Source organism: Accumulibacter sp. (genome assembly GCF_029255285.1).
Taxonomy (GTDB): domain Bacteria; phylum Pseudomonadota; class Gammaproteobacteria; order Burkholderiales; family Rhodocyclaceae; genus Accumulibacter.
In genome coordinates this window covers 1-14,226 of record NZ_JAPUVI010000063.1, presented here as the reverse complement: position 1 = coordinate 14,226, position 14,226 = coordinate 1, and the positions used below count along the sequence as shown (strand labels likewise).

Here is a 14,226-nt window from a genome sequence, read left to right as displayed (position 1 = left end):
CGCCCCCGACACGCGCGCTCCGCTCGACGCTATCGCAGAAGGCGTCCGCCGCTGCCAACGACCGTCAAGTCGACGAAGCGCGACCCGAGTCGCTCGTTGGCCGAATAGCTGACCCGATAACCGCCCAAGTCGTAATTTTGCAGGCCTTCCAAGGTGGTCACGAGCTTCTCGCGGGTGAGATCCTTTCCGGCTTTGCGAATCGCGTCGACCAGCAGTTTGGCCATGGCATAGGCCTCGATACCGTAGTATGAAGGCTGTGCCTGCTTGGCCAGCAGCTTCTGGTATTCGCGCACCATCGGTGTCGTGTCGTTCCAGGGATAGGGCATGACCTGCGAAATCCCGATGCCGCGTGCCGCGTCTCCCAGTTCCTGGACCAGCAGGTCGGCGCCGACCGGCGAAAGCGTCATGAACTGTGGCGTCTGCCCGGCTGCCTTCAAGCCGCGGACGAAGGCCGCCGTCGGTTTGTACAGGGTCACCATGACCACAGCCTGCGGGTTCACCTTGGCGATCGTTTGCACGGCCTGTGTCACCTCGACCGAGTTGCGTTCGACAGTGGCGACTGCGGACGGGGTTTGGCGATGCTTCTTGAGCGCCGCGACGACGCCATCGAGCCCAGATTTGCCGAAACCGTCGTTCTGGTACAGCACAGCGATATTCTTGAAGCCGAGCGACACCAACTGGTTGATGATGGCTTCGGTTTCGTTGGCGTAGCTTGCCCGCACATTGAACAGGTAGCGGTTCGTGGGGTTGTCCTTCGGCGACTGGCGGATCGAGTCGGCGCCGGAAATGGCGCCAACGAGGGGCACCTTGGCAACTCCGAAAACCTCGTTCATGGCCGCCGTTGTCGGGCTGGAACCGTAAGAAGCGAGCAAGGCAAAGACATTCTCGCGGGTAATCAGAATCCGGGTGTTGGCAACCGCGCGCTCGGTCTCGTAGCCGTCGTCGAGTGCGCGCAGTTCCAATCGTCGGCCATTGACCCCGCCGGCCTCGTTGATCTGGCGAAAATAGGCATTGATGACCATTTTCATGTCCAGACCATAGGCGCCGTTAGGTCCGGAAAACGGTGCCGTCATGCCGATCAGTATGCTGTTGTCGGTAACCCCGACTTCGCCCGCCACAGCAAAGCAACTGAATAGAAAAAGCAGCAGTGCCCTAACCAATCGCATGGATCCGTCCTCCCGTCCTGCGTGAGTGGCATTCGCTGGCGGATGCTTGTGCCCTGCCACCGCCTTCCCTGGTTGAGTGAAGACACCTCCGTCCACCCATCCCCGCAAACCGGCGAGTCAGGATTCCCGTCTCGCGGACGAAGCTCTCACTACCGCCAAGGATGGCGCAGCAAACTGACGTGCTGCTTACACGACCGCGGGGAAAGACCTAAACGGAGAGCAAAAATGCGCCTCGCCGGCAGCGCAGAAAGCGAGCAGTGGCAAAGCCGCTCTCAGGTTGCGGCGAAGAAGTCCCGCACCCGATCCATCCAGGACTTGGCGCGCGGATTGTGCTGGGCCGAATTTTCCCGACTCGACTCCTCGAGCTCGCGTAACAATTCCTTCTGGCGTTCAGTCAGATGAACCGGGGTTTCGACCACCACGTGGCACAACAGATCGCCATGGGCGTGACTGCGCACACCCTTGATTCCCTTGCCGCGCAAGCGGAAGGTCTTTCCCGACTGGGTTTCCGGAGGGACTCTGATCTTGGCCGCGCCATCCAAGGTGGGAATATCGATTTCTCCGCCAAGCGCGGCGGTCGTGAAACTGATCGGCATCTCGCAGTGCAGGTCATTCTGCTCACGTTGGAAGACGGGGTGCGCCTTGAGGTGAATCTGCACGTAGAGATCGCCGGACGGACCGCCATTAATGCCGTGCTCACCTTCGCCCGACAGACGTATACGATCGCCTTCGTCGACTCCGGCCGGAATCTTGACGGCCAACGTCTTATGCTGCTTGACTCGCCCGGCGCCATGACACGACGTACAGGGTTCGGCGATGAAACGCCCCGTCCCATGACATTTCGGGCAAGTCTGCTGAATCGAGAAGAAGCCCTGTTGCAGCCGTACTTGGCCGCTGCCCTGGCAAGTCGGGCAGGTCTTCGGCTGCGTACCGGCCTTTGCCCCACTGCCGCGACAAGAATCACACGCCTCCATGGTCGGAATGCGGATCTTGGTCTCGGTACCGAAAGCCGCTTGCTCCAGAGTGACTTCGAGGTTATAGCGCAGGTCGGCACCGCGATAGATATTCGACCTTCCCCCCCGACCACCGCCGAAAATCTCGTCGAAAATGCCACCGAAAGCGTCAGAAAAACCTCCCGCCGCACCCATGCCGGCCTGCGGATCGATGCCGGCATGACCATACTGGTCGTAGGCGGCGCGCTTTTGAGGATCGGTCAGCACTTCATAGGCTTCCTTGACTTCCTTGAAGTGATCCTCGGCCCTGGGATTGTCCGGATTGCGGTCCGGATGGTATTTCATCGCCAGCTTGCGATAGGACTTCTTGATTTCTTCGTCTGAAGCGTCACGGTTGACGCCGAGAATGTCGTAAAAGTCGCGTTTAGCCATCGGTTCTTGAGCAATTCATGGGGGCGGCGAGGAGAGGCGCGATTATACGCCCCACCCCGCAAGGCGGATGCCTACTTCTTATCTTTGACTTCGGTGAACTCGGCGTCGACGACGTCGCTATCGTCCTTCTTGGTTTCGCCGGCTGCCCCCGCACCACTCTCGGCGCCAGCCGCATGCGCCTGCTGCTTGGCGTACATCTTCTCACCCAACTTCTGCGCCGCCGTGCCAAGCGCCTCGCTTTTCGCCCTGATCGCGTCCAGGTCGTTGCCACGAATTGCCTCTTCGGCTGCTTTCATGGCGGCTTCGATAGCCCCTTTCTCGCTATCGGAAAGCTCCTTGCCGTATTCGGCAAGAGACTTCTTGACCGTATGGATCATGCCGTCGCACTGATTCCGCGCTTCGGCGAGTTCATGCGCCTTGCGGTCTTCTTCGGCGTGCAACTCGGCATCGCGCACCATCCGCTGCACTTCCTCTTCGTTGAGGCCGGAAGAGGCCTGGATCTTGATCTTGTTCTCCTTGCCGGTGGCTTTGTCCTTGGCCGAAACATGCAGAATGCCGTTGGCGTCGATATCGAAGGTCACTTCGATCTGCGGCATGCCGCGCGGTGCCGGCGGAATGTCCGACAGATTGAACTGCCCAAGGCTCTTGTTACCGGCCGCCATCTCGCGCTCGCCCTGCAGCACGTGAATGGTCACGGCCGACTGGTTATCGTCCGCCGTCGAGAAGACCTGGTTCGCCTTGGTCGGTATGGTGGTATTCTTCTTGATCAGCTTGGTCATCACGCCGCCGAGCGTCTCGATTCCCAGTGACAGCGGAGTCACGTCGAGGAGCAGGACATCCTTGACCTCACCCTGCAGCACGCCGCCCTGGATGGCGGCCCCGACCGCGACGGCTTCGTCCGGGTTGACATCACGGCGCGGCTCGCGGCCAAAGAACTCCTTGACGGCTTCCTGCACCTTCGGCATCCGGGATTGTCCACCGACGAGAATCACGTCATTGATGTCGCCGATCTTGCAGCCGGCATCCTTCAGGGCGATGCGGCACGGTTCGATGGTGCGATTGATCAGTTCGTCGACCAGTGACTCGAACTTGGCGCGCGTGATCTTGTGCGTCAGGTGCTTAGGGCCGGAAGCGTCGGCGGTGATGTACGGCAGGTTTATTTCAGTCTGCTGACCGGAAGAAAGCTCGATTTTGGCCTTTTCAGCGGCGTCCTTGAGGCGCTGCAGAGCCAGGACGTCGGCCTTGAGGTTGACTCCGCTTTCCTTCTTGAACTCGTCGATGATGTAATCGATCAGACGCTGGTCGAAGTCTTCGCCGCCCAGGAAGGTATCGCCGTTGGTCGACAGCACCTCGAACTGGTGCTCGCCTTCGACTTCGGCAATTTCGATGATCGAAATGTCGAAGGTACCACCACCGAGGTCATACACCGCGATCTTCTTGTCGCCCTGTTTCTTGTCCATACCGAAGGCCAACGCCGCGGCCGTCGGCTCGTTGATGATCCGCTTGACTTCGAGGCCCGCGATCCGTCCTGCATCCTTGGTCGCCTGGCGCTGGCTGTCGTTGAAATAGGCCGGTACCGTGATCACGGCTTCGGTGACGTCTTCACCGAGATAATCTTCGGCAGTTTTTTTCATCTTGCGCAGGACTTCGGCCGAAACCTGCGGCGGCGCGATCTTCTTGCCTCGCACCTCGACCCAGGCATCGCCGTTGTCGGCCCTCAGGATCTTGAACGGCATCAGGGAAATGTCCTTCTGCACCTCCTTCTCTTCGAAGCGGCGTCCAATCAGGCGCTTGACCGCGTACAGCGTGTTCTTCGGATTGGTTACCGCCTGGCGCTTGGCGGGCGCGCCGCACAGGATCTCGCCGTCCTCGGCATAAGCCACAATGGACGGCGTCGTCCGCGCGCCTTCAGAGTTTTCGATGACCTTCGGCTTGCCATTTTCCATAACGGCGACACAGGAATTTGTCGTACCCAGATCGATGCCGATGATCTTGCCCATCTCAGAATCCTTTCAGTGTTCTCGGTAAAAATAGGAGGCATCCGCCAAGCGCCGGAATGCTTCGTGATGGACGCCATTTGGGGACTATCACAACGATTTCAAGTCATGGACTTGGCCACGACGACCAGCGCCGGACGCAATACACGATCGGCCAGCAGGTATCCCTTCTGCAGGACAGTAACGACCGTGTTCGGCTCTTGCGGCGACTCGACGACGCTGATCGCCTGGTGGTGATGTGGGTCGAACTTCTGCCCCAATGGGTTGAGTTCGGTCAAGGCCGACTTTTCGAAGGCGGCGACCAGTTGTTTGAGCGTCAATTCCGTGCCCGAGCGCAGACTGTCGACCGTCGGAGTCTCGACGGCCAGCGCGGCTTCGAGGCTGTCCTTGACTGCCAGCAACTCGCGCGCGAAACGATCGATCGAATACTTGCCGGCCTTCACGATGTCTTCCTGCGCGCGGCGGCGAACATTCTCGGTTTCCGCCCTGGCGCGCAGCCACGCGTCGTGGTATTCCGCCACCTTGAGTTCGGCCTGGTGGAGAGCTTCTTCGAGACTCGGGCCTTCCTCCACCTCTGGCGCCGCCGCGACGTCGGCTTCCGTCGTTGCCGGCGCTTCCCGCGTTTCCGTAGTGACGGAGGCTTCCGATACAGCGGCGGGATCTACGGGTTCATGGTCGTTTGCTTGCATGTTTGGTCATCTCCCAGAAAACGTGCCCTAGTTTGGGACGAGTACTATGATTTCAAGCGTTGTCGTGCCGCGCTCACCGTGCAACAGCAGCGTAATTCGCGGATAATTCCTTGTTTGCTGGTCAGATCGACTGCTAGCATTTCAACTCTCCGTGGTCGTCGAAAAGGCGTGGTACTGACATGACGGACAAGATCGGCAAGTATGAGATCATTCGCCAGCTTGGCAAGGGGGCGACGGCCGTCGTGTTCCTCGCCCGCGACCCGGATCTCAATCGTCAGGTCGCCATCAAGCTGATCCGTTTCGGCGAGGATAGCGCCGCCATGTCGCGTCGCCTGCGCAAGATCTTCCAGACCGAGGACTCGATCGGCCGCCGCCTGGAGCACCCGAACATCGTCAAGGTCTACGACGCGGTGGTCGAACGCGACCAAGCCTATCTGGTCATGGAGTTCGTCGACGGCGGAGCGCTCGACAGGTTTTGCGCCATCAACCGCCTGCTGCCGATGCACCGCGTCATCGGTATCATCTTCAAATGTTGTCTGGCCCTGGATCACGCGTTCCGCCAGGGAGTCGTGCATCGCGACATCAAGCCGGCGAATATCATGATCGATGCCAACGACAATCCGAAGATCACCGATTTCGGCCTCGGTCTTTACCTGCACAAGGACATGGGCAAGGACTCCACCTTTGTCATGGGCGTCGGCTCGCCGGCCTACATGTCACCAGAGCAGGTCAAGAACTACCCGCTCAATCACAAGACCGATCTCTACTCGCTAGGCGTCCTGCTGTTTCAATTGCTTACCGGGCGGCTGCCCTATCGCGCCAACAACGCCGCCACCCTGGTCTACAAGATCGTCAACATGGACGCACCTTCGGTCTGCGCCCTGAACCCGAATTTGCCGGCGGGCCTTGACCCGATCATCAAGAAGGCTCTGGAGAAGGATCTCTACAACCGCTACCGTAGCGGCGCCGAGTTTGCCAAGGATCTGTCGGCCGTCCGCTATCAGATGCTGGAAGAAGACGAGACGGAAAGGGACCTGACCCGCTTTGAAGCCTTGCGCAAGCTGCCTTTTTTTGCCGAGTTCGAGGACGTCGAGTTGTGGGAGGTGCTGCGCATCAGCCGCTGGCAAAAAATGTCTGAAAAAGTGACCTTGATCCGCGAAGGCGACAACCATAGAAAGTTTGGCGTCATCATCGACGGCTTCGTCGAGGTATCGTCGAATGGTCGAATGATCTGCCGCCTCGGGGCAAGCGAGGTGGTCGGAGAAATGGCTTTCCTCCATCCGACCGACGCCCGTCGCCACGCCACGGTCGTCACCCTCGAGCCGACCGAGTTCCTCGAGGTCAACAGCGCTGCACTCGAGTTGGGTTCGGACGAGTTGCAGGAACGTTTCAAGAAGGTGTTGCTCGCGCACGTGCTCGCGCGCTTGCGCGAGGCAAACAAGGTGCTGACGACGCTCAGTGGCCAGGCCGCCGTGTCGGGCAGTCTCTCGGGCGCCGGGTTGGGACTGTCGCCACCGCTCGAATTGCTCTGAGCGGCGCCAGCGTCAGGACGGGGCTCCCAATGCTCGGGCGCGCAAGGCAGTGAGCTCGAGGCTGGCCGGTTCCGGCGAGAGCCGGGTCGGCCAACCCTGCAGATGATGAATGGCGATCTCGGCCAGTGCGGCTAACCAATCGTCGCGCTCGTTGAGACAGGGAATGTAGTGAAAATCCTTGCCGCCGGCTTCGATGAACTCGGCTTTACCCTCGATGGCGATCTCTTCGAGGGTCTCTAGACAATCAGCCGGAAAACCGGGGCAGATCACATCGACCTTCTGCACCCGCTGTTTGCCCAGTGCCCGAAGCGTCACGGCGGTGTAGGGTTGCAGCCATTCCGCGCGGCCAAAGCGCGACTGGAAGCAAACCTGGTATTGCTCCGGCGCCAATCCGAGCGCCTCGGCGAGCAGGCGGCCGGTCTTCTGACACTCGCAGTGATAGGGGTCGCCCCGCTCCAATGTATAGCGCGGCAAGCCGTGAAAGCTCATGACCAGCCGATACGAACCGCCCGGCTGGCCATGGCTCGTCCAGTGCTCACGAACGCTGGCAGCCAATGCGGCGATGTAGGCCGGATGATCGGCAAAACTCCGGACCAGACGCATTTCAGGCTGGTTGCGAACGCGCTGCAACCAGGCACAGGCGGCGTCAAAGGCGGTGGCCGTGGTGCTCGCCGCGTACTGCGGATAAAGCGGCAGCAGCAGGATTCGCGTGCAACCGGCGGCCTTGAGGCGCGACAGCGTCGACGGAATCGACGGCTCACCGTAACGCATCGCATAGTCGACCACGACTTGATGTCCGGTCACTCCGAGGCGCCCGCGCAGCAGCTTGGCCTGACGTGCGACATGGACTTTCAGCGGCGATCCGTCGCTCGTCCAGATAGCCGCATATTTCTTCGCCGACCGACGCGGCCGGACGTTGAGGATGATCCCGTGAAGAATCAACCACCAGAGCGGGCGCGGTATCTCAACTACTCGCGGATCGGCGAGAAATTCTCCAAGGTAGCGGCGCACCGCCGCGGCAGTCGGCGCCTCGGGTGTCCCGAGATTGATCAGGAGAACGGCGGTCAGCTCCGGCGAACCGTGGCGGAAGGCCGGCTCCGCGAGATAGCGGGCCATCAGGAGTGGGCGTGGTAATTCAGTGCCGAGGAAAGCAGCTTGGCCGTGATATCGACGATTGGAATGACCCGCTCGTAGGCCATGCGGGTTGGCCCGATAACACCGACCGAACCGACGACCTGACCATCCACTTCGTAAGGCGCGGTGACGACACTGCATTCATCCAGAGGTGCGAGCCCGGATTCGCCGCCGATGAAGACCTGCACGCCGTCGGCGCGGTTCGAGAGGTCAAGCAGTTGCATCAGCGCCGTGCGCTGCTCGAAGAGGTCGAACAACTCGCGCACACGGTTCATGTTGGACGAGAATTCCTCCACTTCGAGCAGGTTTCGCTCACCGGAAATCACATAGTTGTCATCAGGTTCCCTCATCGCCTCGTCACCGGCGGCGAGCGCCGCGGTCATCAGCGCCTGCAGATCGCCGCGCAGCTTCTGCAACTCCTGCTGGACATGAACGCGAATGTGCTCGAAATCGTGACCAACGAAGTGCTGATTCAGATAGTTGGTGGCGGCGACCAACTCGGACGGACTGTAGGCGCGACCCGGGAACAGCAGTCGATTCTGCACGTCGCCGTCAGCGGTGACGAGGATCAGCAAAATGCGCTTCTCCGAAAGGCTGACGAACTCGATCTGGCGGATCGTCGGCACCACACGCCGCGGGCTCAGGACCACGCCGGCAAAATGGCTCAACCCCGACAGCAGGTGCGACGCATTGCTCAACAAGCGCTTGGGTTGCGAGGCAAGAAACTGCCCTTCGATGGCGTCGATCTTCTCTCGTTCGAGCGGCCTGACGGTCAACAGGCTATCGACGAAAAAGCGATAGCCGCGTGATGTCGGTACCCTTCCGGCCGAGGTATGCGGACTGGCGATCAGGCCGATCTCCTCGAGGTCGGCCATCACGTTGCGCACTGTAGCGGCCGACAAATCCAGCCCGGAGTGCTTGGACAGCGCGCGCGAACCGACCGGCTGCCCTTCGGCGATATAGCGCTGGATCAGCGTCTTGAGCAGTGTTTTGGCGCGTTCGTCTAACATGTGTCCGATTCTACAAAAAAACCATCCTTAGTGGGCACCGTGGAAGCGGGCTGAAGTGTGGTTTAATTGCCGGCATGAACCACGACCGTGCCCCAGCGTTGGCCGATTGCGCGCACCTGCCGCGCACGATCGCGCTGATCGGCAAGTACCAAAGTCCGGATATCGCCGAATCCATTCGCGTCCTGGCGAAATATCTGCACGAGCGAGGCATCACCGTGCTGATCGAAGAAGAAACCGCCCGGCACGTGGTTTCCCAGCTCACCCTCGGAAGCTGGGCGAGCGGCTCCTTCGCGTGGCTCGGGGCGCATTCCGACATGGCCATCGTCGTCGGCGGCGACGGGACGATGCTCAACGCCGCTCGCCAACTGGCGCGCTATCGCGTGCCGCTGGTTGGAGTCAATCAGGGTCGTCTTGGCTTCATGACCGACATCGCGCGCAACGACATGCTGACCTGCATGGACGACCTTCTGGACGGTAAATTCGTCCCCGAGACCCGTATGCTGCTCGACGCCGAGATCTTCCGTGGCGGTCGAAGCGTCGTCTCGAACCTCGCGCTGAACGACGTAGTGGTCGACAAGGGAGCCACCGGGCGGATGATCGAATTCGAACTGTCCATAGACGGCGAGTTCATCTACCACCTGCGCTCGGATGGGCTGATCGTCTCGACACCGACCGGCTCGACAGCCTATTCACTGTCGGCGAATGGCCCAATCCTACATCCGCAGGTTTCGGCCATCGCCCTCGTGCCACTTTGCCCGCACGCGCTGTCCAATCGGCCGATCCTCGTCGGCGACCGTAACGAAGTTGAAATCCGAATTGTCTATGCCACTGATTCGCGCTCCCATTTCGATGGTCAAGTGACAGTCGATCTGCGCAACGATGATCGCGTGCGCATCCGGCGTTCCGAATACTCCATCTGCCTGCTCCACCCGCCTGGGCACAGCTACTTCGCGATGTTGCGCGAGAAGTTGCACTGGAGCGAGCGCCCCAAGGAACATTAGTCTATCCCTGCGACGACGACGAGATCATGCTTTGCCGTTTGACGATTCGCGACTTTGTGCTGGTCGATCGACTTGAACTCGAGTTCCACGCCGGATTTGGCAGTCTGACCGGCGAAACCGGTGCCGGCAAGTCGATTCTGGTCGATGCCCTGGCCTTCGCTCTGGGTGAGCGAGCCGACGTCGGCATGATCCGCAGCGGCAGCGAGAAGGCCGAAGTGACGGCGGAGTTCGCGCTCGACGGCTCGCCGGCGGCCATGGAATGGCTTCGGGCGCACGATCTGGAGAGCGACGGCGGACTGCTGCTGCGCCGCTTGGTCGATACCGGCGGACGCTCGCGCGCCTACCTCAACGGGTCGCCCGTAACGGTGCAGCAACTGCGCGAAGTGGCAGAGTCGCTGGTCGACATTCACGGCCAGCACGCCCACCAGTCATTGATGCGTGGCGAGGCACAGCGTGCACTGCTCGACTCGCATGCCCGACTCAACGCTCTGCTGGTCGACGTTGGCGCGGCTTGGCGCCAATGGCGCGACGCCCGAGCGACACTCAACGCGGCTAGGGACGGCGTCGAAGCCCTCGCCGCCGAACGCGAGCAGCTCACCTGGCAAACGAGCGAGCTGGCAGCTCTCGGTGTCTCAACCCAGGAATGGCTGACTCTGAACGAGGAGCACAAGCGCCTGGCGCACACGGCGAGCCTTGTCGAGGGCGCCCACTATTCACTGCAGTTGTTGGCCGACGGCGACGCGGCCTGCGAAACCCAAGTCGGCGCCGCGGCGAATCGGCTCGAAGCGCTGTCGGACTACGACCCTGCGCTTCGGGAGATCACCGCGCTCCTGCAATCCGCGCGTGCCGAACTTGGCGAAGCGATCTCAACCTTGCGACGCTACACCAACCGCGCCGAGACCGATCCGCAGCGCCTGACGGCGGTCGAGCGCCGGATCGAGGCGATTCTCGATTGCGCACGAAAGTTTCGCTGCGCTCCCGAGGAACTGCCCACCTTGCTCGCCCGCTGGCAGGAACGGCTGACCGCTCTCGGTGAAGCGGCCGATCTCGCCGGCTTGGCGGAACGCGTCGAACTGGCGCGCCGCCATTACGAGAGCCTGGCCGCGAGCCTTTCCGACCGTCGCGCTGAGGCGGCGGAAGCGCTTGGCCGCGACGTCAGCCAGGTCATGCAGCAACTGGCGCTCAGTGGCGGGCGTTTTGAAGTCGGTCTGCTACCAATCGAGGGGGGAAGTGCTTTCGGGCTCGAGCAGGTCGAGTTTCGTCTTTCCGGACTGGCTGGCAACGGGGCGCGCCCGTTGGCCAAAGTCGCCTCTGGCGGTGAACTGTCTCGCATCAGCCTCGCTATCCAGGTGGTCACCAGTCAGGCGGCCAGCGTACCAACGCTGATCTTCGACGAGGTGGACGTCGGCATCGGTGGTGGCGTCGCTGAGATTGTCGGCCATTTGCTGCGCGATCTGGGAAGCGATCGACAGGTCCTCTGCGTAACGCATCTGCCTCAGGTGGCGGCACGCGCCAACTGGCAATGGCTGGTCAGCAAGAGCACGGTGTCCGGTCAGGTACGCTCGTTAGTCACCGAACTTGACGAGAAGGCACGGATCGAAGAAATCGCCCGCATGCTGGGCGGCGTCGAGATTACGTCGATCACCCGTCAACATGCCAGGGAAATGCTATCGTAAGCTGGATGGGCCTGCGGTTGGATCAAACAGACGCACCCTGTCCGGCCACCGGCCATGTCGAGTTCCCTCTGCTCGACTCGCCCCGCTCACACCAAACCAGGCCCCACCTTTCCAGACAAGTCAGGCAGGCTTCTTGACCTTGCTCTTGGCGGCTTTTCGCAAGGTCTTGAACAGTTCCGGGTCTTCCGCCTTGAGGTATTCGACGACCTCGAAGTCTTCACGTTTCAAACGCTGGATGTCGATTTGCTCGACATGCACGAGGCGAAGCAACTCACGCACCGGTTTGGGCATGTTGCGGCCACTTTCGTAGCGCGAACCACCACTCTGCGTAACGCCGATTTTGGACCAGAACTGCTGTTGGTTCAGACCAAGCTTGCGACGAATTTCGCGCGGATCGACCCGCTCGACGACTTTGACGGTGCTCATCAGACTATCCTTTCTTGCAAAGACCCCACGCGAACCGGCGAGAGCCCAAGCCCTGCCGCTGCTTCACACTGTATGACTCCAGCCACCCACGGCACACTATATAAGGGATCCGCCAAAGATTGCAAGTGGCATTCGAATAGAACATTTGGCTAATGCCGTTCGCTTCGCAAGGCGGGACGCTGTGGTAGCCTTGGCAGGCAATGCTTTAGAATCTCGTTTTTGCTTTTTTAATCGGACTGGTAATGGCTCTCATAGTTCAGAAGTTTGGCGGCACCTCCGTAGGATCGACGGAGCGTATAAAAAGTGTTGCCAAACGCGTCGCTCGCTGGCGAGCACAAGGACACAGCATCATCTTGGTACCTTCGGCCATGGCCGGCGAAACCAACCGCTTGATCGCGCTGGCGAAGGAGATTTCACCCTCCCCCGACCCGCGCGAACTGGATGTAATCGCCGCCACCGGCGAACAGGTGACGATTGGCTTGCTGGCCATGGCAATGCATGCCGAAGGGCTCAAGGCCAAGAGTTTTACTGGCCCGCAGGTTGGCGTGCTGACCGACAGTACCTTCACCAAGGCTCGGATTCTAAAGATCGATCAGGAACGTATCCGCAAGGCGCTCGCCGAAGGTAACGTCGTCGTCGTCGCCGGTTTCCAAGGTGCCGATGAAGAAGGCAATATTACGACTCTCGGTCGCGGAGGCTCTGACACCTCGGCGGTAGCCCTGGCCGCCGCGTTGAAAGCCGACGAATGCCAGATATATACCGACGTTGACGGCGTGTACACAACTGACCCGCGGGTTGTTCCGGAAGCGCGCAAGCTCGACACCATCACCTTCGAGGAAATGCTGGAGATGGCTAGTCTCGGCTCCAAGGTTCTGCAGATTCGGTCAGTCGAGTTCGCTGGCAAGTACAAAGTCAAACTCCGTGTGCTTTCGAGCTTCGAGGACGAAGGGGAAGGCACGCTGATCACCGTTGAGGAAAAAGGAAACATGGAACATCCAGTCATCTCCGGAATCGCGTTCAATCGCGATGAAGCCAAACTCACCGTACTCGGCGTTCCCGACCGACCGGGCATCGCCTACCAGATCCTTGGACCGATAGCCGATGCCAACATCGACGTCGACATGATCATCCAGAACATCGGCCAGTACGACACGACGGACTTTTCCTTCACGGTCAATCGCAACGACTACAACAAGGCGCTCGCCATCCTGCAAACCGTCAAGGAAAAGATTGGCGCGCGCGACATTACGGGTGACACAACAACCTGCAAAGTATCCGCCGTCGGAGTAGGGATGCGGTCGCACCCTGGCGTGGCGAGCAAGATGTTCGGCGCTTTGGCCAAAGAAAACATCAACCTGCAAATGATCTCGACCTCCGAGATCAAGATTTCGGTGGTTATCGAGGAAAAGTATCTCGAACTGGCCGTACGAGTCTTGCACAAGGCTTTTGGCCTGGAGAAACCGCCGAAGTCGAGCTTGGGTTTGACCGGTAGAGTTGAAACCGATATCATCACTCCCTCCTAGGAGACGTGGCCGAGAGGTCGAAGGCACTCCCCTGCTAAGGGAGCATGCGGGCATAAACCTGCATCAAGGGTTCGAATCCCTTCGTCTCCGCCAGGACACCGGCCGCAAACGCTCTGCAGCCAAAACGAACACCCCGCTTAACGCCTTGTTTTGCGGGGTTTTTCGTTTATACCTCCTGACTTCGCCTACCCAACAAATGTCATATCTGCGCTCTTAACGGCCATTTCTCTCGAAACCTCCTGACTTCGTAAATTTGGTACGGATTTTACAAGTGATTGTATTTGCTTGATAAATTCTGTATGGTGGGCGGATTTTGCGATGGCGTATGCTCTGGTTTCGTGAGGTACGCCAACGCGAAATTTCTAGTTGGTGATGGACGGCTGTCGGCCAATGTGCACAGTTGGCAATTTTGTGCAGGTGCTAGGGTGTGTTCTCAATTAAGCCAACCAGACGAAAGCGCAAGCGAGATGGACGAAGGCCAAGAAGGACTGGGCGAGTTTGTCGTAGCGCGTGGCGATACGTCTGAATTGCTTGATGCGGTTGAAGAAACGCTCGATCAGATTGTGAGCTTCCCCCGAAATTTCGTCTTCCAAGGGTGACGTATGATTCAGTCACTTTAGGAGCGAGAAATGAAGATAGCGAAGCCGGCGTTTACGGCGGAGTTCAGGGACCTGGCGGTAAAGCGGG

General features: G+C 60.0%; 11 protein-coding genes, 1 tRNA gene and 1 pseudogene. 5 read left to right on the top strand and 8 right to left on the bottom strand.

Annotation, left to right across the window (positions count from 1 at the left end; genetic code table 11):
- Window positions 1-29: 29 nt before the first annotated feature.
- The 4 genes from Q1M07_RS08090 to grpE all read right to left on the bottom strand — a co-directional run bounded on the left by Q1M07_RS08090 (window position 30) and on the right by grpE (window position 5,237).
- Window positions 30-1,166, bottom strand: a complete 1,137-nt coding sequence (locus Q1M07_RS08090; protein ID WP_300452837.1) for an ABC transporter substrate-binding protein — start codon at window positions 1,164-1,166, stop codon at window positions 30-32.
- Between the two features lie 272 nt (window positions 1,167-1,438).
- Entirely contained in the window at window positions 1,439-2,551 is a 1,113-nt protein-coding gene (dnaJ, locus tag Q1M07_RS08085; RefSeq protein WP_300452836.1) for a molecular chaperone DnaJ, read from the bottom strand.
- Between the two features lie 71 nt (window positions 2,552-2,622).
- Window positions 2,623-4,551, bottom strand: a complete 1,929-nt coding sequence (dnaK, locus tag Q1M07_RS08080) for a molecular chaperone DnaK (RefSeq protein WP_300452835.1) — start codon at window positions 4,549-4,551, stop codon at window positions 2,623-2,625.
- A gap of 98 nt (window positions 4,552-4,649) precedes the next feature.
- Entirely contained in the window at window positions 4,650-5,237 is a 588-nt protein-coding gene (grpE, locus tag Q1M07_RS08075; protein WP_300452834.1) for a nucleotide exchange factor GrpE, read from the bottom strand.
- 179 nt (window positions 5,238-5,416) lie between these two features.
- Here grpE and Q1M07_RS08070 point away from each other — a divergent pair, with 179 nt between their 5' ends.
- On the top strand, window positions 5,417-6,769 hold the full coding sequence (locus Q1M07_RS08070; protein WP_300452833.1) for a serine/threonine-protein kinase: 1,353 nt from the start codon (window positions 5,417-5,419) through the stop codon (window positions 6,767-6,769).
- A 12-nt stretch (window positions 6,770-6,781) separates the two neighbouring features.
- On the opposite strand, the gene hemH is transcribed toward Q1M07_RS08070, so the two are convergent.
- Both hemH and hrcA read right to left on the bottom strand, forming a co-directional pair.
- Window positions 6,782-7,885, bottom strand: a complete 1,104-nt coding sequence (gene hemH, locus Q1M07_RS08065; RefSeq protein WP_300452832.1) for a ferrochelatase — start codon at window positions 7,883-7,885, stop codon at window positions 6,782-6,784.
- Window positions 7,885-8,913: a heat-inducible transcriptional repressor HrcA gene (gene hrcA / locus Q1M07_RS08060; protein ID WP_300452831.1), complete on the bottom strand. Its 1,029-nt coding sequence runs from the start codon at window positions 8,911-8,913 to the stop codon at window positions 7,885-7,887. Before hrcA ends, hemH begins: the two co-directional genes overlap by 1 nt.
- A 74-nt stretch (window positions 8,914-8,987) precedes the next feature.
- Between hrcA and Q1M07_RS08055 the strand changes: the two genes are divergently transcribed.
- Both Q1M07_RS08055 and recN read left to right on the top strand, forming a co-directional pair.
- Complete coding sequence (locus tag Q1M07_RS08055) at window positions 8,988-9,914, top strand: NAD kinase (RefSeq protein ID WP_300452830.1); 927 nt, start codon at window positions 8,988-8,990, stop codon at window positions 9,912-9,914.
- Between the two features lie 26 nt (window positions 9,915-9,940).
- The gene (recN, locus tag Q1M07_RS08050; protein WP_300452829.1) at window positions 9,941-11,590 is read left to right on the top strand and encodes a DNA repair protein RecN; all 1,650 of its coding nucleotides are present in this window, start codon (window positions 9,941-9,943) and stop codon (window positions 11,588-11,590) included.
- Window positions 11,591-11,710: 120 nt separating this feature from the next.
- On the opposite strand, the gene Q1M07_RS08045 is transcribed toward recN, so the two are convergent.
- Window positions 11,711-12,016: a helix-turn-helix domain-containing protein gene (locus Q1M07_RS08045; protein ID WP_300452828.1), complete on the bottom strand. Its 306-nt coding sequence runs from the start codon at window positions 12,014-12,016 to the stop codon at window positions 11,711-11,713.
- Between the two features lie 242 nt (window positions 12,017-12,258).
- Here Q1M07_RS08045 and Q1M07_RS08040 point away from each other — a divergent pair, with 242 nt between their 5' ends.
- A complete protein-coding gene (locus Q1M07_RS08040; RefSeq protein WP_300452826.1) occupies window positions 12,259-13,539 on the top strand; it encodes an aspartate kinase in 1,281 nt (426 codons plus the stop codon).
- Window positions 13,539-13,632 (top strand) — tRNA-Ser (locus Q1M07_RS08035). The genes Q1M07_RS08040 and Q1M07_RS08035 overlap by 1 nt, the downstream gene beginning before the upstream one ends.
- Window positions 13,633-13,976: 344 nt before the next feature.
- Here Q1M07_RS08035 and Q1M07_RS08030 read toward each other — a convergent pair.
- Window positions 13,977-14,102, bottom strand: a pseudogene (locus Q1M07_RS08030) (transposase); the annotation flags it as partial.
- Window positions 14,103-14,226 lie beyond the last annotated feature (124 nt).